Genomic DNA, 18648 nt, shown 5'->3' with positions numbered 1-18648 from the left:
GAATCCAACCGGCCTGTACCGGGTAATTATTGTACCATTATATCATGCTCCCTTCTCAGTTCACTCTTAAAGTAGTTATTGCCAGTGCTCATTTAGTTATTGCCTGTTCCTCTGCCAGCCTTGCTCAGTCCCGTAATAACAGCGCGGACACCACTACAGTCAATTATGATGCTAAGCTCATTCAGAGAAACTACTGCTATCCATCCTTCATTACCAGCACCGTCACATTTAAAGATAGCAGCGTAGTACAAGCTCCACTTAACTACAACATGTTGCTTAGAGAAATGCACTTTCTTACCGAAGCAGGTGATACGATGGCACTGGCCAACGGTGGTGGCATTGCGCATATCCAGATAAAGGAGGATCTGTTCCAGTTCGTAGCCCCTTATGGTTTTCTATGGATTGTTGCTTCCTTTAGGAATCTGAACTTATCGGCTCAATTAATGACTGAAACAAGAGTCGTAGGTTCTGGTACGTTGGCTAAAACCGTCATGATCGCAATGGATAAGGATAGCACAGGAAGTACCCGAATCAGAGACATGCGGGGACAGACCATTTATGCTCACCTTACACACTACTTCCTGGTGGATAAAAATAGTACGCCTTATAAAGTCAGCAAGCCTAATCTACAAAAGCTGTACCCCAATTATCGCAGGGAAATCAATCAGTACATTAATAAGAATAGTAATAGCCTGACCAAAAGAGAGGAGCTTATCAAGCTCTTACAGTACGTTGATCAGCTTTCTGTTCAATAGTCTGTTTATTGTATTATTCTTCCTGATCCGGCAGCTACTCTTGACGGCTCTCACTTTGCCGCCTTCTTATTAATCATAGGAACAGGTAACTTTAGACGTAGTCCTACTTTTAAGGTAAGACTATTTTTTCTCCCATTCTTTGTCGCTATAACTCCACTCAGCTATGAAAAAAATCTTATTATTGACCGCGATCTGCTCATGCTATACGTCACTCCTTTGGGCTCAATCACCTAACATCATACGGGTAAAAAATGTAGAAGATCTCAAAAAGTCGGTTTCGGCTAAAGATCAATACCGGTACCCTAATTTCACTCCGGGTACAATCTCATTCTTTAACGGTCCTCCGGTAGATACCAAGATAAACTTCAATGTACTTCTGAATGAAATGCAGTTCCTAAATCCTCGTGGTGATACCCTGGCTCTGGCCAATGAATTTACAATCAAGAATATCAAAATCGCAGATGACCAGTACCTGTATAACCCTAAGGTAGGGTTTGTAGAAGTAGTGAATGATACCGAAGGGGTAAAACTTGCTATTCACCCCATGCTGATCCAGGTACAAAGTGAAAAGATGGGAGGCTATAATCAATCATCCGGCGCTTCTGCAATTTCACGCTACAAAACCTTTTCGGATCAAAATGGAAGGGTGCAGCATCTGGATGTAAAAGGAGATATTCTGCTGGCAAGACATGAAAATTACTATCTGGTAGATAAGAATAATGCCATCTATCTGGCTAATAAGGGTAGTCTGCTGAAACTATATTCGGATCATAAAAGGATACTTAATGAGTACTTGAAGGAGCACAAGACTAACTTTAACAATAAAGAAGAGTTGAAAGCCTTATTGAAATACAGTAATGAGCTGCCAGCTAAGTAATGCTGAAACTTTAACAACTAAGTAAAAAAGAAGAGCGGCAGCCTATACGGGCTGCCGCTCTTTTATTGATCTGGCTATTTAATAACAGGCACGCAAATACCTCTCTATCAATTAGCTTACTTACCAGCTTCTACCTGCTTACGAATGATGTTCAGCGCTGAACCAGCCTTGAACCACTCAATTTGCTGCTGATTATAAGTATGGTTTACCTGAATCTCGTCCGTCGAACCATTCGCGTGGTGTAGTACCACGGCCAGCGGCTGGTTAGGAGCGAAGTTCTGCAGACCTACGATATCAATGGTATCGTCCTCATGGATCTTGTCGTAATCGTTAGGATTAGCGAAAGTCAGAGCCAGCATACCTTGCTTCTTTAGGTTGGTTTCGTGGATACGGGCAAAAGACTTCACCAGGATCGCACGAACACCTAAGTGACGAGGTTCCATAGCGGCGTGCTCACGGGATGAACCTTCACCGTAGTTTTCATCACCTACCACGATAGTACCGATACCGGCAGCTTTGTAAACACGCTGCGTAGCAGGTACTTCACCATACTCATTGGTAAGCAGGTTCTTCACGCTATTGGACTTATCATTGAATGCGTTGATAGCACCAATCAGCAGGTTATTGGAAATATTATCCAGGTGTCCACGGTACTTCAGCCAGGGACCAGCCATTGAGATATGGTCCGTAGTACACTTGCCTTTTGCTTTGATCAGCAGCTTTAGTCCGGTAATGTCAGTACCTTCCCACTCTTTGAAAGGATCAAGCAGCTGCAGACGATCTGAAGTAGGGCTTACCAGTACCTGTACCTGGCTTCCATCTTCGGCGGGGGCCAGGTAGCCAGCATCTTCAACGGCAAACCCACGTACCGGCAATTCAATACCCTGAGGCTCATCCAGCATTACCTGCTCACCATTTTCGTTGGTCAGCGTATCAGTAATAGGGTTAAAAGTCAGGTCGCCGGCAATGGCAAAGGCTGTTACTATTTCGGGAGAAGCCACAAAAGCATGCGTACTGGCATTACCATCATTACGCTTGGCAAAGTTGCGATTGAAAGACGTAATGATGGAATTTTTACGCGATGGGTCATCCATGTGACGAGCCCACTGACCAATACATGGGCCACAGGCATTTGCCAGTACTACTCCACCTATATTCTCAAAAGTATTCAGGATTCCGTCACGCTCGGCAGTATACCGCACCAGTTCCGAACCAGGTGTGATTGTAAATTCAGCTCGAGTTTTAAGGTTTTTGGTTGCGGCCTGAGCGGCTACGGAAGCCGAGCGGGTCATATCTTCGTACGAAGAGTTGGTACATGATCCGATCAGCCCTACTTCCAGGCGCTCCGGCCACTCATTTTCCTTAACTGCCTGAGCAAATTTAGACAAAGGCCAGGCCAGATCCGGAGTAAAAGGTCCGTTGATGTAAGGCTCAAGCGTCGAAAGATCCAGTTCAAGTACCTGATCGTAGTAAGCCGCAGGATTGGCGTATACCTCTTCGTCTGAACGCAGGTGCTGACGCACCGCTGAGGCTGCTTCTGCAATATCTCCTCTTTCAGTGGCCTGCAGATAGGAAGCCATCTTGTCATCAAAACCAAAGATAGAGGTAGTTGCACCTACTTCGGCACCCATGTTACAAATGGTAGACTTACCAGTACATGACAGGCTTTCGGCTCCGGGACCAAAGTATTCAATGATATATCCGGTCCCCCCTTTTACAGTAAGCTGCCCCGCCACCCAAAGAATAATGTCCTTGGCAGCCGTCCAGCCACTTAACTTACCAGTCAGTTTGACTCCGATCAGGCGAGGCATTTTGAGCTCCCACGCCAGACCAGACATTACGTCGCTGGCGTCAGCACCACCTACCCCGATCGCTACCATACCCAGACCACCTGCATTGGGCGTGTGGGAGTCAGTACCTATCATCATACCACCAGGAAAGGCATAGTTTTCAAGTACTACCTGGTGAATAATACCAGCACCCGGCTTCCAGAAGCCTATACCATATTTGTTAGATACGGAGGCCAGGAAGTCATACACTTCACGGTTTTTGTTATTGGCACTTTGGAGATCCTGCTCTGCTCCGTTTTCAGCCAGGATCAGGTGGTCACAGTGTACTGTTGAAGGAACAGCTACCTGAGGGCGACCGGCCTGCATAAACTGTAAAAGCGCCATCTGAGCGGTAGCATCCTGCATAGCTACTCGGTCGGGTGCAAAGTCAACGTATGATTTACCGCGCTCATACGCCTGAGCCGCGTTTCCTTCCCAAAGGTGCGAGTATAGAATTTTTTCAACCAGTGTTAAGGGACGACCTACCACGTTACGGGCAGACTCGATGCGTTCCCCCATACGGGCGTACACGCCCTTGATCATGTCTATGTCAAATGCCATAATTATTGTGAAAGATTACTTTAATTTAAAAGACGCCTAAAATTACAAAATTCCCCGTAGGTTACCGGCTTCGCGATTCTTTTTTGCTAGATTTTTATCCGCTTTATCTTGATTATTTTCTATTTTCTTCTAATTACAATAGTATTTACTATCAGCGGACAAGAATTAAAAATAGCTCTCAGAACCATTACAAAATTTTACACTCTCAGAAAGAATGTAACAATCCATTTGGAGAGGCTGTTTACAATTATGTTAGTTTCTGATCTATATTTGAGCCATCTTAGCGGCAATACCATTAAATAAAGTTACTATGTCAAAGAATCTGGTGATCGTAGAATCACCGGCGAAGGCCAAGACAATAGAGTCCTATTTAGGAAAGGATTTTACCGTAAAATCTAGCTTTGGGCACGTTCGGGACCTACCTGAGCATGATATGGGTGTAGATGTTGAGAATGGCTTTAAACCTGTTTATGAAATATCAACTGATAAGGTTAAAGTAATAAATGAGTTAAAAAAATTAGCCAAGGAAGCCGAAGTAGTATGGCTGGCGACGGACGACGACCGCGAAGGAGAAGCGATATCCTGGCACCTCAAAGAAGCTCTGGGGCTGCCGGACGATACAAAACGGATCGTGTTCCGGGAAATCACTAAGTCAGCGCTTCAGAATGCCATTCAACGCCCCCGAAGTATAGATCTTGATCTGGTAAATGCCCAGCAGGCGCGCCGTATTCTGGACCGCCTGGTAGGCTATGAGCTTTCGCCGGTACTGTGGAAGAAGATTCGTATCGGTAAGTCATCCCTGTCAGCCGGTCGGGTACAATCCGTAGCGGTTCGGGTTATAGTGGATCGTGAGCGTGAGATTGATGCTTTCCAGTCGAAGAGCAGCTATAAGGTTACGGCCCGTTTTGATTTAGGAAATGGCAAGGTACTTAATGCCGAACTGGCCAAAAATTTTGAAAAAGAGGCTGATGCGTATGCCTTTCTGGAGAAGTGTGTTCAGGCCGAGTTCTCTATTAAAAATCTTGAAACCAAACCCGCCAAGAAATCTCCCGCGCCCCCATTTACTACTTCTACTTTACAGCAGGAAGCATCCCGCAAGCTGAGTTTCTCGGTGTCTCAGACCATGACCATCGCTCAGAAACTCTACGAAGCCGGTAAGATATCGTACATGCGTACCGACTCGACCAACTTGTCAGAGGAGGCCATGGGCAAAGCTAAGGACCAGATTATTAACGAATACGGCCAGGACTTTCATCACAGACGTACTTTCAAGACTAAGTCCGAATCAGCGCAGGAAGCGCACGAAGCCATTCGCCCGACTGATTTCTCTACGCTGGTAGCCAGTAAGGATCGTAACGAGCAGCGACTCTATGAACTAATCTGGAAACGGGCCATTGCCTCTCAGATGGCCGATGCCCAGCTTGAGCGTACTACCGCAACCATTGGTATATCTACTACCAAAGAAGAACTGGTAGCGCAGGGTGAAGTGATCCGGTTTGAAGGATTTCTGACCGTATATATGGAATCCAGTGATGATGATTCGGATGAAGAGCAAAAAGGGATGCTGCCGCCCCTTAATATAGGACAACAGCTCAACCTCTCGGATATGAAAGCCACCGAGCGTTACAGCCGTAACCCACCCCGCTATACTGAAGCAAGTCTGGTAAAGAAGCTGGAAGAAATGGGTATTGGACGTCCCTCTACCTATGCACCTACCATCTCTACCATTTTGCGCCGTGGCTACGTGGTGAAGGAAGACCGCCCCGGACAGGAGCGGGAATTCAAGGAGCTTACGCTGAAAGATAATGAGATCAAGGCGAAGGTCAGTAAAGAAACCTACGGTACCGAGAAAGCCAAGCTATTCCCGACCAGTACGGGTATGATCGTGAATGACTTTCTCGTAAATCATTTCCAGGATATTGTTGACTTTTCGTTCACGGCCAACGTAGAGAAAGACTTCGATAATATTGCCGAAGGGAAAGTACCCTGGCAGGGGATGATCGATAACTTCTACAAAGGCTTTCATAAAAAAGTAGCCGAAGCCGAAGGTGAAAAAATAGACCGGAGCCTGACCACCCGCGAGCTGGGTGAAGATCCTAACTCCGGCAAGAAAATATCAGTCCGGGTAGGCAAATACGGTCCGTACGTTCAGATCGGAGATGTGGAGGACGAAGAAAAACCCAAGTTTGCCAGCCTTCAGAAAGGCCAGCTCATGGAAACCATTACGCTGGATGAAGCCCTTGAACTCTTTAAACTACCCCGTGAGGTAGGTTTCTACGAAGACAAGGGAATGGTGGTCAACATCGGTAAGTACGGTCCCTACGTCAAACACGACGACAAGTTCTTCTCCCTCGCGCCTACGGATGATCCCATGGCCGTGACCGAAGAGCGACTTATTGAGATTATCCAGGAGAAGCGTAAACAGGAAAGCAACCGGATCATTCGTGAGTACGACGAAAATCCAAATGCCAAGGTACTGAACGGCAAGTACGGACCCTACATAGCCTTCGGTAAGCGTAATATAAAAATACCCCGTGGTACCGAACCGGCCTCCCTCACCTATGAGGATGTGCTGAAGCTGGCCGAAGGTACTGAAGAAAAACCCGCTGCCGCCAAAGCCAAGGGAGGTCGTAAAACAGCCGCAGGTAAAACAGCTACTAAGAAGACCAAAAAGGATTAATTAACTATGGCTACGGGGGAAGCGAATAAGAAGCTGGTGGTCTTGTCAGGAGCCGGGATCAGTGCCGAAAGCGGCATCAAAACATTCCGCGACAGTGGCGGACTGTGGGAAAACCACCGGGTTGAAGATGTAGCTACCCCCGAAGCCTGGCAACGAAACCCGGCGCTGGTACTCGAGTTCTACAACCAGCGCCGCCAACAGGCCCGCACCGCCGAGCCCAATGCCGCCCACCGCATACTGGCCGAACTGGAAGACCATTTTGACGTAACCATCATTACGCAGAACGTGGATGATCTGCACGAAAGGGCTGGTTCATCGAAGGTAATTCACCTGCATGGCGAACTATTTAAAGTAAGAAGTACTAAGAATCCGGAGCTGGTATATACGCTGGAAGGAACGGAGCTAAATCAAGATGACTTGTGCGAATTAGGTAGTCAGCTTCGTCCGCATATCGTGTGGTTCGGTGAAGAAGTACCTATGATGAAAACTGCGGTGGAGATTGCGGAGCAGGCGGATATCTTTGTCGTAATAGGTACTTCTCTGGCCGTCTATCCAGCCGCCGGGTTAATCTACTACGTACGTGGTGGTGCTCCCATCTATATTATTGACCCGTCTATGCCGGAGGTTTCCCTACGATCTAATATAACTTTTATTCAGGAGAAGGCTACAGTCGGCGCTGCCCGACTCAAAGACTACCTTCTTCAATAACTGCCTATATTTCAACTAACTGAACTACTATGAAAACCAACGTTCTATTAAATAACGGTGTTAAGATGCCCCTGTTAGGGCTTGGCATCTATGCTCCCGGTGAAAAGAATGAGGTCCGAAATGCTGTATCCCATGCTTTGGAATTAGGGTACCGGTTGCTGGACACCGCCAGTATTTATCAGAACGAGGAAGAAGTAGGTCAGGGATTCAAAGACAGCGGACTCGCCCGGGAGAAAGTATTCATTACCTCCAAAGTGTGGCGTGACGAGCAGGGCTACGTCCAAACCTTACGTGCTTATGACAAGAGCCTGAAAAGGCTTCAGACAGATTATATCGACCTGTACCTGATCCACTGGCCGGTGCGTACAGGGTTAAAAGAAACCTGGCAGGCGCTGGAACAGCTATACGAAGAAAAACGGGTGAAGGCCATCGGTGTATCCAACTACTACGAGCCCCATCTCAAGGAGCTGTTTGAGTATGCCAATGTTATACCGGCGGTCAATCAGTTTGAGTTTAGTCCCTTCCTGTACCTGCCCAACGTAGTTAACTTCTGCATCGATCACAAGATCCAACCCGAAGGTTACGCTCCGCTGGTACGTGGTGAAAAGGCCCAACATCCGGTACTGGTTGACATTGCCGAAAAGCACCGGAAGTCTACTTACCAGGTCTTGATTCGCTGGTCCATGCAGCACAACGTGGTTACGATACCTAAGTCGGTGAATCCGGATCGTATCAAGGCCAACTTTGATGTATGGGACTTTCAGCTCTCTCCCATGGAGATGGACTCCCTGGATCAACTGCACGATGGTACACGTGTGGCTGATGATCCAATGACCTACTTATAGTACCCGATCCTTATTAAACCAAACTACCTCTTATTTAACAAATCGCATGCAACTCCTTGACGGAAAACTGATTTCCTCGCAGATTAAAGCCGAAATCAAAACCGAAGTTGATTACTGGACTTCCAAAGGTGGGAAAAAGCCTCATCTGGCCGCTATACTGGTAGGGAACGATGGTGCCAGCGAAACCTACGTAGCTTCCAAGATCCGGAGCTGCGAAGAAATAGGCTTCACCTCTACCCTTCTACGCTTTGACTCAGACGTTACCGAAGCTGAACTACTGGGTGCCGTAGAGCAGCTTAATAATGATCCTGACGTAGATGGCTTTATTGTGCAGCTTCCCCTGCCTAAGCACATCACTGAGAATACCATCATGGAAGCGGTACACCCGGCTAAGGATGTAGATGGCTTCCACCCTATCAACGTAGGTCGTATGTGCAAGGGGCTTCCGGCTTACCTGTCGGCTACTCCTTTCGGAATCATCGAAATGCTAAAGCGGGCGGATATCGAAACAGCTGGTAAGCACTGTGTCGTGATTGGTCGCAGTCAGATCGTAGGCTTGCCCATGAGTATCCTGATGCAACGCAATACCTACCCCGGTAACTGTACCGTCACCATCTGCCATAGCAAAACACAGAATCTGAAAGAAATCTGTAAGTCGGCTGATATTCTCATCGTAGCCTTGGGCCGTCCTGAATTCGTAACGGCTGAGTACGTGAAAGAAGGTGCCGTAGTGATAGATGTAGGGATTAGCCGGGTACCTGACGCTAGCAAGAAGAGCGGATTTGCTATCAAAGGCGACGTCAACTTCCAGAATGTAGCTCCCAAAGCCAGCTTTATCACACCAGTACCGGGTGGTGTAGGACTCATGACCATCTGTGGCCTACTTACCAATACCCTAATGGCTGCCCGTAAGGAAATCTACAAATAGCATTCAGACTTACTATAAAAGCAGCAGGAATCACCGTAGTGGTTCCTGCTGCTTTTATAGTAAGTCTCCCTACAATTTAACTACCTTACAGGTACTTCACCATAAAGTTGAGCAGTTTATGGATCTTGTCCGTGTAGGGCGGGTAAAGAAACTTAGCAGTACCAAACTTCCTCTTCATGACACCTTTGGCGTTGGAGAACTCCTGGAAGCCAAAGAAGCCATTCGACTTGCCAATGCCACTGTTATTCACTCCGCCGAAGGGTATCTCATGGTTGCCAAATTGAAATAGCAGCTCATTCACCAGGGCATTACCGGCGCTGGTATTGGAGAGAACATAGTCAGTGTTCCGGTCACTCCTGCTGTGTACATATAGCGCCAGTGGCTTTTCGTGCGCGTTGATATAGTTAACTGCCTCCCTGAGGTCCTGGTACTCTATCACCGGCAGCAGCGGGCCGAAGATTTCCTCCTGCATTAGTTTCATGGAGTCGTTGACACCGGTGATAAGGGTAGGTTCTATGAAGTTATCTCTGGCTATGGTTTTGCCACCCAATTCTACCGAAGCTCCCTTATTTACAGCATCATCCAGGTATAATTTCAACCGCTGAAAGTGACGGTCGTTCACAATGCGGGCGTAGCTATCAGAGTCTTCAGTAGCTTTTCCGTCTACATTGTACATTGAAGTAACCGCCTTCCTAAATTCCTCTACAAATCGGTGCTTCACCTCAGAATGGACCATCACATAGTCGGGAGCAATGCAGGTCTGACCATTGTTAAGAAATTTACCCCAGGCAATTTTCTGCGCTGTAGCGGCTATATCGGCCGTTTCGTCCACTATGGTAGGGGATTTACCTCCAAGCTCGAGTGTAACTGAGGCCAGGTGCTCCGCCGCCGCTTTCATCACTACTTTCCCGATCTGAGGGCTACCCGTAAAGAAGATATGGTTGAACGGCAGCGCCAGTAACGTCTGCGATACTTCTACACCTCCCTCTATGACAGCTACTTCTTCGGGTGGAAATACGGCTTTCACTACCTTACGGACAAAAGCCGATGAATGCGGAGCGAGCTCCGAAGGTTTGATGATAGCCACACAACCGGCGGCAATGGCAGAAACAAGAGGCTTCAGAGCCAGATTAATGGGGTAATTCCAGGGAGAGATGATCAGGGCGTTGCCCTTCGCTTCGTACTGTATATAGCTACTGGTACCGATGGCTCCCATGGGAGTAGCCACCTTCTGAGGCTTCATCCAGCGGCGGAGGTGCTTGCAGGTATATTTGATTTCACTGGTCAGGACGTAGATCTCGCCCAGCATGGTTTCGGCCGCTGGCTTTTTAAAATCTTTGTAAGTAGCCTCCTGCGCCTCTTCCAGGTGGTTGATCAGGTAGTGGTACAGCCGGTTGAGTCGCTCGATCCGCTCAGCGGCGGTAGTCTGCACCATTTTGTGTACATACTGCCTTTGTTTATCAAACAGCTCGTGGGCCTCCTGCTGTATATCCTGTTTTACTAATGGTACATCCATAGCTTATCTTTTACTTTCTAAGATACAGAGTAAAAAGTAACAATTACGATAAAAAATGAGGTAATAGCTTGCTTAAATCAGCTTTTACTAAATATTTTGTCAAAATCCTTTATATTGCTTTAACAAGCAACACCTATGAGTATCGTAAGCAACAACATAAAATACCTACGCCGGCTGAATGGTCTGACCCAGGAGCAATTTGCCCGTAAAATAGGAATTAAGCGTTCGCTACTAGGTGCCTATGAAGAAGCGCGGGCTAACCCCAACCTGACAAACCTGAAGAACATGGCGCTGGCGTTTGGGGTGTCGGTGGATAATCTTCTGAAGAATGATCTTCGGAAAATCAGGGAAACACCTGAACTTGGTCTTCCCTTAAACTCTGTTCATCAGACACCACCGCCACCTCCCCCGCTGATGAACGAACCGGCTGCCCCCCAGCCTTTGTCAGCCATACTTGATAAGTATCAGCGCCCTAGGCCTACCCTACGTATGGTGTCCCGTCAGGTGGCTCTGAAACCTGTTCACACCGGCAATCCATCAACTTTCCATCGGGAGTCACCATATCAGGCTAAGTCTGGCTTTCAGCCTCCTCAATTCAACAATCAATACGACGGAGGAAACAATAACGGAGTCAGCAAGCACGATGACCATCAGCTTACCCATCAGTCTATCCAGTGGGTCAAGGGTAGTATGGTGTCTGAGTACCTACACAATTATCAGAATAGCACTTTCCTGAACCGGCTACCGACGTTTCAGCTACCTAACCTGCCATCGGGCAACTACCGGGCTTTTGAAGCGGGTGATGACTTCACGTTTCCGGGAGCGTTACTGGTGGGTGCGTTTGTAAGAAACTGGTACGATATCAAAGACGGCACCAACTACATATTTGTCCTCCGTAACCAGGGGATCCTATACCGGCGGGCGTACAATCAGGTCAAGATAAAGGGGATATTGCTACTGAGTTCGGACATCAGTAGTGTACCCAGCACCGAAGTTTCTATTAAGGATGTGCTGGAAGTGTGGGAAGTAAAAGCTTTTGTAAGTCTGAGACTCCCCGAACCGGCCCCATCAGTGGACCGGATCAGGGAACTAGTAGACGAACTACGCCAGGAACTAGACCGCAACGCGTCGTTCTAGTTTATCAAACAGGTTTTCGATCTGCGGCAGTACTTTACTCTTGGGGGTAGGATTCAGCACGGCCTCACCAAGCTTGTACCATAGTCCATCACCAGTCGTGATATAAGTACCTTCATGAGTAGGCCTGGTTTCCGTAGCCTGATCAGACATAAACTCCGCCTTGAATACGGTACCCATTACCTCTTCCAGCTTTTTCCAGTCCATCTGTTCCCGGGGCTGCTTATCCAGCTGAATTGAAAAGGTCTTGTTAACAAAGGAAGCATTGAGGCTAATGCTGGTTTCTTTTTGGCTGTTAATGCGCAGGTACTCCATTTCAAACTGGTTCTCCCGGCCGGCGGCTTCAAAGATAGCCTGCATCAGTTCCTGCAGGAAGTACGCCCAGGTTTCTTTATCCTCCGGACTACCTGACTCCGCATCCCCCTGCTGAGTCATTACCACCTCAATAAATTCTTCCAGTTCGTTCTCCTCAGCCTCCTGTACGTACTGGCTATGCGTAAGAATGGAGTTCAGCTCCGACACCCACACCTGGGGCAAATTTCCCTGCCATGAGAAATCATCATTCAGGGTAAATCCTTCCCCTATGATTTCGTCCTCGTCAAGCTCTTCCCGATCAAGGTATTTCATGTCGAACTGCAATTGTATACCACCTCCTTCGGCAGGAGTTATACGCATCGTGTAATAATAAGCATAAGGGGCAGGTACTACGGGGGCAGTTTGATAGTTGATCAGTACCTCATCGTATCGCAGATGTTCAGTTCTCATGAAAGGTATCGTTGTATTTCAAAATTGTGTTTATTCATCTACTTGTTTCAGCAATGCTACCGTACGCCTCCTGTCAACTTTATCCGTTGGAGTCTTAATAAATTCATCCACGAAGTAAATATGCTTTGGAACCAGGTATACCGACTCTCTTTGTTTGATCTCATTACAGACATTGTCGGTCGGGAAATAGACATCACGATTCTTTACCACCAGGATTAGCCTCTGCCCTAGTTTTTCTTCCGGCTCAAACCAGCTGAAACAGTCAAAAGGACACCCAATGTCATATAAAATCTGTTCCACCAGTTGATCCACTTTGTCCAGTGGTATCTTGATCCCTCCGGAGTTTATTACATGGTCAACCCGCCCTATCCAGCGGAAGGTCCGATCTGAGGTAATCTCTACCAGGTCGTTGGTCTGAACGGTCTGATGGAGTGTCATCGGGCCCGATACGTACAAGCATCCACGCTGGTCTACGCCAAAATCAACTCCATCCAGTAGTGTAAAGTCTTCGCTCTCATTCTTTCCGTTCAGGAGCCGCAAGGCTACGTGTGATACCGTTTCGGTCATGCCGTAACTCTGGTATACGGATATGTTCAACCGCCGGATCTGCTTATGTAATGCCACCCCAACCGGAGCCCCTCCCAGCAGTACTTTGCCGAGGCTGCTGACCCGTTTGCGGGTTACCTTGTTTTCAAGTATAGTAGATAACTGCAGGGGTACCATCGCCACGAAGTCAAAGACCTGCTCAGTGGGTACCTGCAGCAAAGGATTACCCGAAGGCTCTACTATGGTCAGGTCCCAGTCCAGTTCCATCCCCCGTACCAGCATCATAACCCCAGCAATATAGCGTACATTCAGACACACCAGCGCACGGGTACCTTTGGGTAGTTGTATAGCTTTACCCGTTAGGTGCGCACTGCTTACCAACTGCTCACGAAGCAAGTTGATCGGCTTGGGTTGTCCGGTCGACCCGGACGTATGCAACTGGTAGTGGGGCTGATTTTCGGACCAGGAGTTCAGGAAATCATAGGCCAACCGAAAGTACTCAGGCTCGGGTACAGCCTGCGACGCGACTAATCTTCGGTTGGTATGCCAGTGCATAAGAGACTTGTACTAGTGTAGGTATTAAGTGTGTATAGCCCAGCCATTCCATCAATGACCATATAAGACTCTTGTCTGGTAAGGCGGAAGATAAGTGGACCAGGTATTACTTTTTAAGTATTTTTTTGGCCCGAAAGTTAATCAATAGTTTTTGAAGGTAAGAGAAACAATACTTAATTTCGGCGACGCAAAGGAGGTACTATGGCAGATCAGGAAGAAGAAAATGATAAAATTGCCCAGAATCCGGGCCTGATGGAATATGGACATACCGTAGGTGGAGCGGTGATACGTCCGGAAGATATGGGTAAGATCAAGAGCAGATCGGTACTGGCCATGCGTCAGCAAACAGACCTGCAGATGGCGCAGATCTACAAGCAGATGCAACTCCTGGCCGAGCAGGCTAATCTTATTAAAAACCGGATTGAAGTGTCGGAGCGGATCTATTCGGCCCAGATGAGCTTTGAGCCGGTCATCAATCATACCTATTACCTCTATGAGAGACCGGATGGCTCGGATGTACTGTCCATGATAGCTCCCAATGAGTGGGGCAAGTCCCGTCCTTTCCGCCGCTTTGTGGCCAAAGTATTTATGCTGGCCGACCATACCTGGGATGTTGAATATAATCCGGAAGACGCATCTGTAGATGTACAGCCCGGTTCCTGACTAAGCCATTCGGGGCTGTCGCCACCCACTATTCAAACTGTAAATCCTCTTAAAATATCTTCCCAATTACCTCAATGAACTACTGGATCGTTAAATCTGAACCATTCAAATATTCGTGGGATCATTTCGTTAATGAAAAGCGAGCCATATGGGATGGCGTACGGAACTATCAGGCGCGTAATAACCTGATGGCTATGAAGGAAAATGACCTGGTCCTGTTTTACCACAGCAACGAAGGCAAAGAAGTGGTAGGACTGGCCAAAGTAAGCCGGGAAAACTACCCCGACCCTACTACCGACGATCCACGCTGGGTGGTAGTGGAACTGGTGCCCGTTGAGCGGTTTCCCCGTACGGTCAGCCTTAGTCAGATGAAGTCCGATACCCGTCTCCAGGACCTGTCCCTCATTCGTCAGTCCCGCTTATCCGTCCTTCCCCTACGGCCCGAAGAATTTGATATAATCTTAGGTTTAGCCCATGAACAAAACTAATGCAATGCTAAAATCAGCATTCCTCCTGCTAGTAACGATTATACTATTACCTTTTCATTCCTTTTCGCAAGACGTCAAACGTATTGAACTGCCCGTTCCGGCTGGCAGCGAAGCCTACCAGACGATTCCTCTGGGAGAAAAGGGCGTACTACTGGTATCTAAGCCCACCCGCAGTACCTACAATGTTCAGAAGTTCGACGTCAATCTGGACCGCGTATGGTCTATTGACGGGGCTATCGAGTCCAACCTCGACCTGGTATCCTCTACATATGACGGACAGGCCGCCTATTTACTGTTCAGCCGGTTCAGGAGCAACAACTATCAAATTGTAAGGGTCAATATTGGTCCCGGATTTGTCGAGACGTTTACCATCAATACCCTCGATCGTTTCCAGATCACTGATTTCAAGACGCTGGGCAACTCAGTATTTATGGCGGGTATGGTTAAAGAAGAGCCAATACTGGTACACACCAACCTTCTCAACCTGCAGACTAAAGTACTTCCTTCGGCCATCCGGGGCTCCAGCGCCATTCAGTCCATTGAGATTGATACCACGCACCGCCTGGTCAATGTCAGCTTTGCAGTAAAGAAAGGAAAACAAACCCGGATAGTAGCCCGCTCCTACGATGAAACGGGTCAACTGAATTCTCAGGTTATGGTTGATCCCAAGGATGTTTACTCCCTGCTCAACGGTCGCCTACAGGTACTCAACGATTCAGTTAAACTGCTGATAGGTACCTACGGATACCGGAACATGCAGTCGTCCAATAACGCGGCTTCACAGGGTCTATTTATTAGTAAGATTGTAGACGATGAAGTCGAATACACCCAGTACCACAGCTTTACGGACTTCGACAACTTCTTCAACTTCATGAACGAAAGACAGCAGGAGAAGATGGAGCGCCGGATTCGTAAAAAGAAAGAAAGTGGTGGCGACCTTAAGCTGAACTACCGCCTGCTGGTGCACGATATTGTACAGAAGGACAACCAGTACATACTGGTTTCGGAGGTATTTTATCCGGAGTACCGTACCCAGAACCCCGGTATGTATGGCATGAACTCCTTCTGGGGTAACCCCATGATGTACGGCTCTCCCTTTGGCTATGGCTTGTACAACCCCTGGCTCTGGAATCCGTTGTATGGTCCCCGTGGCAGTTATAGCAATCAGGTATTCAACGGCTTTGTATATACCCATGCCATAGTAGCCGGTATCAGCAAAGACGGAAACCTGATGTGGGATAACAGTATCAACTTTGATGGGGTTAAAAGCATGGAACTACGCGAAAAGATAAATCTGCAGGTAACTCCCAAAGGTCTTACTCAGCTGGTGTACTCACATGACGGAGCGATCCGGAGCAAAATTATTAAAGGTGAATCCGTCGTGGACGGTGATCGTCAGGTAGCATTAGCTACAAGTATGGAAGGTGACAAGGTGCGCAAAACCAGTACCGACGACATCAACCACTGGTACGACAACTACTATCTGGCCTGGGGCGAGCAACGCATTGTTAATGCCTCGGCCGGCGATGCACAGAGCCGCGGTCGCCGTAATGTTTTTTATCTTAGCAAAATATCATTCAAATAAATAACTAGTGCTGCTACTTACCCCCACCCAACATACCGACTACGAACTAATAGATACCGGCGGCTTTGAAAAGCTGGAACGCTTTGGCCCCTATATATTGACTCGTCCCGAACCACAGGCGGTTTGGGATAAGTCTTTATCAGAGCAGGAGTGGGACAATCGTTCCAATGCTGTATTCAAACGGGACAAAGGCTCTCAGGAAAAAGGCCAGTGGCTTACTAAGGGCGATATGCCTGAGCGTTGGGTGTTCCAGTACCGTACCGGCAAGCTGCACCTGCGTACAAAGCTGGCGCTGTCGTCCTTTAAGCACGTAGGTTTGTTTCCCGAACAAGCTACCAACTGGGACTACATGACGGAGAAGCTATCCCTCATGCCGGTCGAAAAGCCCAATGTACTTAATCTATTTGCCTACACCGGAGGTGCCTCCCTGGCGGCCCGGGCGGCCGGTGCCGATGTTACCCACGTGGATTCGGTAAAGCAGGTAATTAGTTGGTCACGGGAGAATATGGAGCTCAGCGGCCTCGACAACATCAGATGGGTGGTAGAAGACGCCATGAAATTTGTAAAGCGTGAGGTACGCCGGGGCAAGCGCTACCATGGCCTCATCCTGGACCCACCGGCTTACGGACGTGGTCCTGACGGTGAAAAATGGCTACTCGAGGAACATATCAATGAGATGCTGGGACTATGTGCTCAGCTTATGGAGAAAGAGAACTACTTTTTTATCATTAACCTGTATTCATTGGGCTTCTCGGCACTGATCATCGAGAACCTGATCCGGGCCCACTTCGGAAAGGTACCCAATCATGAGTTTGGAGAGCTTTACCTGAAGGACTCATTCGACAAAAAGCTACCGCTGGGAGTTTTTTCCCGTTTTTCGGACCTATCCGTGTAAAATACATCTTAATTCGTCAACTTTGCAGTAATAAAAAGCTGACTAATTATTGAAATTTGTTTTTTGCTCGGGTATGAAGGGAAGTAAGTCCGCATTCAGCTCTGTATTAGTTCTTACCGCCTGTGCTTCGATAGGCTTTCTGGCTTCCTGTCAAAGTGATGCCCGTAATGCCACGCGCATACCTCCTACTCCTACTGCCAAGCTGAAGTCCGACTGGGATAAGGATGCCCTGGAAGCACTTACCAATAATATCAGGCGCCAGATAGACCTGGACGTTAACTACTTCAAGCGGGCACGCATCTACTTCGGAAAAGAAGATTACGAACAGGCGCTTTCTGATGTCAATGAAGCCATTGATTCGAAAGATAACGTGGGAGAGTACTACCTGCTCCGAGGTCAGGTCAATCGTGAACTTAACAATCTGGATGCCGCTCTGGAAGATGCGCAACGCGCTGAAGCACTCCAGCAGGACAACTCTGAGCTGTACATCCTGATGGCGGATATCCTGCAGGAGAAGGGCAGATTTCGGGAAGCTCAACGCTACCTCAACCGCTCTATGCAAATGTCGCCTTACGATGGTAGCGCGTACTATGTAAAGGGTATGCTGCAAAGCCGTATGGGTGATTCGCTGACCAGTGTTTCCAGCTTCAAGCAGGCCCTGACACTGAATCCACGCCTGCTCAGAGCCTACCGGCAAAACACCCGGATATTGAACACCCTGGGCGACCACCAAAGTGCCCTATACTACAATAATCTGGCACTAAAGCGATTCCCGAAAGATCCGGAGCTACATTATGAAAGGGGGCAAATCTATAATGCCACCAATCAACTGGATAGTGCTCTAATCAGTTACCGGAATGCCGTGGCCCATAATCCCGAGCTATCGGAAGCTTACTACCAGATTGGTAATATCAACACAAAGTATAAGCTGTACCAGCCTGCTCTGGATGCGTACCTAAAGGTACTGAAGAACCGGCCTGATTTTCCGGAGATTAATTACCTGGTCGGACTGACCTACGAGAGGCTTGGCTATGGCGAAAGGGCGGCGGAACATTATACCGTTGAGACCCAGCTCAATCCGGAGAACCAGCTGGCCAGTGCGGGAATCTGGCGGATACAGCGTAGAGAGGCAGCTCCTTATGTTCCCGCCCCTTCTTCTAATGTACCCCGGCAAGCCAGTGCAGAGGCAACCCGCCTGCTGGATACGACACGGGTTAAAATTAGTACCATTCAGCCACGCAGCTCCATCAATATGGGAACTGACTCAAGCCGAAAAATCATTATTAAATAATACATTCTGATTAATATAATTTCCTGA

General features: G+C 47.9%; 16 protein-coding genes. 12 read left to right on the top strand and 4 right to left on the bottom strand.

From position 1 onward, the window contains the following. Positions 1 to 44 precede the first annotated feature (44 nt). Together JUB14_RS22225 and JUB14_RS22220 are read left to right on the top strand one after the other, a co-directional pair. Positions 45 to 755: a hypothetical protein gene (locus tag JUB14_RS22225; RefSeq protein WP_207509024.1), complete on the top strand. Its 711-nt coding sequence runs from the start codon at positions 45 to 47 to the stop codon at positions 753 to 755. A gap of 163 nt (positions 756 to 918) precedes the next feature. Further along, on the top strand, positions 919 to 1632 hold the full coding sequence (locus JUB14_RS22220) for a hypothetical protein (RefSeq protein WP_207509023.1): 714 nt from the start codon (positions 919 to 921) through the stop codon (positions 1630 to 1632). 116 nt (positions 1633 to 1748) lie between these two features. On the opposite strand, the gene JUB14_RS22215 is transcribed toward JUB14_RS22220, so the two are convergent. Continuing rightward, positions 1749 to 4022 (bottom strand): aconitate hydratase, encoded by a 2274-nt coding sequence (locus JUB14_RS22215; protein WP_207509022.1) that lies wholly within the window; start codon positions 4020 to 4022, stop codon positions 1749 to 1751. Positions 4023 to 4332: 310 nt separating this feature from the next. Here JUB14_RS22215 and topA point away from each other — a divergent pair, with 310 nt between their 5' ends. Genes topA through JUB14_RS22195 form a run of 4 tightly spaced genes read left to right on the top strand, consistent with a single transcriptional unit; the run spans position 4333 to position 9183 of the window. Then, on the top strand, positions 4333 to 6702 hold the full coding sequence (gene topA, locus JUB14_RS22210; RefSeq protein ID WP_207509021.1) for a type I DNA topoisomerase: 2370 nt from the start codon (positions 4333 to 4335) through the stop codon (positions 6700 to 6702). Between the two features lie 6 nt (positions 6703 to 6708). Continuing rightward, positions 6709 to 7410, top strand: a complete 702-nt coding sequence (locus tag JUB14_RS22205; protein WP_207509020.1) for an SIR2 family NAD-dependent protein deacylase — start codon at positions 6709 to 6711, stop codon at positions 7408 to 7410. Between the two features lie 29 nt (positions 7411 to 7439). Then, positions 7440 to 8255, top strand: coding sequence for an aldo/keto reductase (locus JUB14_RS22200; RefSeq protein ID WP_207509019.1), 816 nt, complete (start codon positions 7440 to 7442; stop codon positions 8253 to 8255). Positions 8256 to 8301: 46 nt separating this feature from the next. Continuing rightward, positions 8302 to 9183 carry a bifunctional 5,10-methylenetetrahydrofolate dehydrogenase/5,10-methenyltetrahydrofolate cyclohydrolase gene (locus JUB14_RS22195; protein WP_207509018.1) on the top strand — a complete coding sequence of 294 codons (882 nt, stop codon included), beginning with the start codon at positions 8302 to 8304 and terminating at the stop codon, positions 9181 to 9183. Positions 9184 to 9268: 85 nt separating this feature from the next. Here JUB14_RS22195 and JUB14_RS22190 read toward each other — a convergent pair whose 3' ends face one another. Beyond that, positions 9269 to 10699, bottom strand: a complete 1431-nt coding sequence (locus tag JUB14_RS22190; protein WP_207509017.1) for an aldehyde dehydrogenase family protein — start codon at positions 10697 to 10699, stop codon at positions 9269 to 9271. 135 nt (positions 10700 to 10834) lie between these two features. Between JUB14_RS22190 and JUB14_RS22185 the strand changes: the two genes are divergently transcribed. After that, positions 10835 to 11836, top strand: a complete 1002-nt coding sequence (locus JUB14_RS22185) for a helix-turn-helix transcriptional regulator (RefSeq protein ID WP_207509016.1) — start codon at positions 10835 to 10837, stop codon at positions 11834 to 11836. Here the strand turns inward: JUB14_RS22185 and JUB14_RS22180 are convergent. Together JUB14_RS22180 and JUB14_RS22175 are read right to left on the bottom strand one after the other, a co-directional pair. After that, positions 11813 to 12598 carry a hypothetical protein gene (locus tag JUB14_RS22180; protein WP_207509015.1) on the bottom strand — a complete coding sequence of 262 codons (786 nt, stop codon included), beginning with the start codon at positions 12596 to 12598 and terminating at the stop codon, positions 11813 to 11815. The two genes, JUB14_RS22185 and JUB14_RS22180, sit on opposite strands and share 24 nt — an antisense overlap. A gap of 30 nt (positions 12599 to 12628) precedes the next feature. Continuing rightward, on the bottom strand, positions 12629 to 13699 hold the full coding sequence (locus JUB14_RS22175; protein ID WP_207509014.1) for an AMP-binding protein: 1071 nt from the start codon (positions 13697 to 13699) through the stop codon (positions 12629 to 12631). Positions 13700 to 13900: 201 nt separating this feature from the next. On the opposite strand from JUB14_RS22175, the gene JUB14_RS22170 reads away from it, so the two are divergent. From JUB14_RS22170 to JUB14_RS22150, 5 genes are all read left to right on the top strand, one after another. Further along, positions 13901 to 14362: a DUF2452 domain-containing protein gene (locus tag JUB14_RS22170; RefSeq protein WP_207509013.1), complete on the top strand. Its 462-nt coding sequence runs from the start codon at positions 13901 to 13903 to the stop codon at positions 14360 to 14362. Positions 14363 to 14436: 74 nt separating this feature from the next. Further along, positions 14437 to 14850, top strand: a complete 414-nt coding sequence (locus JUB14_RS22165) for an EVE domain-containing protein (protein ID WP_207509012.1) — start codon at positions 14437 to 14439, stop codon at positions 14848 to 14850. Next, positions 14837 to 16435: a hypothetical protein gene (locus JUB14_RS22160; protein ID WP_207509011.1), complete on the top strand. Its 1599-nt coding sequence runs from the start codon at positions 14837 to 14839 to the stop codon at positions 16433 to 16435. Before JUB14_RS22165 ends, JUB14_RS22160 begins: the two co-directional genes overlap by 14 nt. A 7-nt stretch (positions 16436 to 16442) precedes the next feature. Further along, a complete protein-coding gene (locus JUB14_RS22155; RefSeq protein WP_207509010.1) occupies positions 16443 to 17330 on the top strand; it encodes a class I SAM-dependent methyltransferase in 888 nt (295 codons plus the stop codon). Positions 17331 to 17379: 49 nt separating this feature from the next. Continuing rightward, positions 17380 to 18621 carry a tetratricopeptide repeat protein gene (locus JUB14_RS22150; protein WP_207509009.1) on the top strand — a complete coding sequence of 414 codons (1242 nt, stop codon included), beginning with the start codon at positions 17380 to 17382 and terminating at the stop codon, positions 18619 to 18621. Positions 18622 to 18648: the final 27 nt, after the last annotated feature.

It is taken from the genome of Telluribacter humicola, assembly GCF_017355935.1.
GTDB lineage: Bacteria > Bacteroidota > Bacteroidia > Cytophagales > Spirosomataceae > Telluribacter > Telluribacter humicola.
This window is presented reverse-complemented; position numbering and strand designations above follow the sequence as displayed.

Coding starts and splice junctions, on each gene's coding strand:
- JUB14_RS22205 (WP_207509020.1), top strand. CDS start 6,709: ATGGCTACGGGGGAAGCGAATAAGAAGCTGGTGGTCTTGTCAGGAGCC.
- JUB14_RS22165 (WP_207509012.1), top strand. CDS start 14,437: ATGAACTACTGGATCGTTAAATCTGAACCATTCAAATATTCGTGGGAT.
- JUB14_RS22175 (WP_207509014.1), bottom strand. CDS start 13,699: ATGCACTGGCATACCAACCGAAGATTAGTCGCGTCGCAGGCTGTACCC.
- JUB14_RS22170 (WP_207509013.1), top strand. CDS start 13,901: ATGGCAGATCAGGAAGAAGAAAATGATAAAATTGCCCAGAATCCGGGC.
- JUB14_RS22190 (WP_207509017.1), bottom strand. CDS start 10,699: ATGGATGTACCATTAGTAAAACAGGATATACAGCAGGAGGCCCACGAG.
- JUB14_RS22200 (WP_207509019.1), top strand. CDS start 7,440: ATGAAAACCAACGTTCTATTAAATAACGGTGTTAAGATGCCCCTGTTA.
- JUB14_RS22160 (WP_207509011.1), top strand. CDS start 14,837: ATGAACAAAACTAATGCAATGCTAAAATCAGCATTCCTCCTGCTAGTA.
- JUB14_RS22180 (WP_207509015.1), bottom strand. CDS start 12,598: ATGAGAACTGAACATCTGCGATACGATGAGGTACTGATCAACTATCAA.
- JUB14_RS22185 (WP_207509016.1), top strand. CDS start 10,835: ATGAGTATCGTAAGCAACAACATAAAATACCTACGCCGGCTGAATGGT.
- JUB14_RS22215 (WP_207509022.1), bottom strand. CDS start 4,022: ATGGCATTTGACATAGACATGATCAAGGGCGTGTACGCCCGTATGGGG.
- topA (WP_207509021.1), top strand. CDS start 4,333: ATGTCAAAGAATCTGGTGATCGTAGAATCACCGGCGAAGGCCAAGACA.
- JUB14_RS22220 (WP_207509023.1), top strand. CDS start 919: ATGAAAAAAATCTTATTATTGACCGCGATCTGCTCATGCTATACGTCA.
- JUB14_RS22225 (WP_207509024.1), top strand. CDS start 45: ATGCTCCCTTCTCAGTTCACTCTTAAAGTAGTTATTGCCAGTGCTCAT.
- JUB14_RS22195 (WP_207509018.1), top strand. CDS start 8,302: ATGCAACTCCTTGACGGAAAACTGATTTCCTCGCAGATTAAAGCCGAA.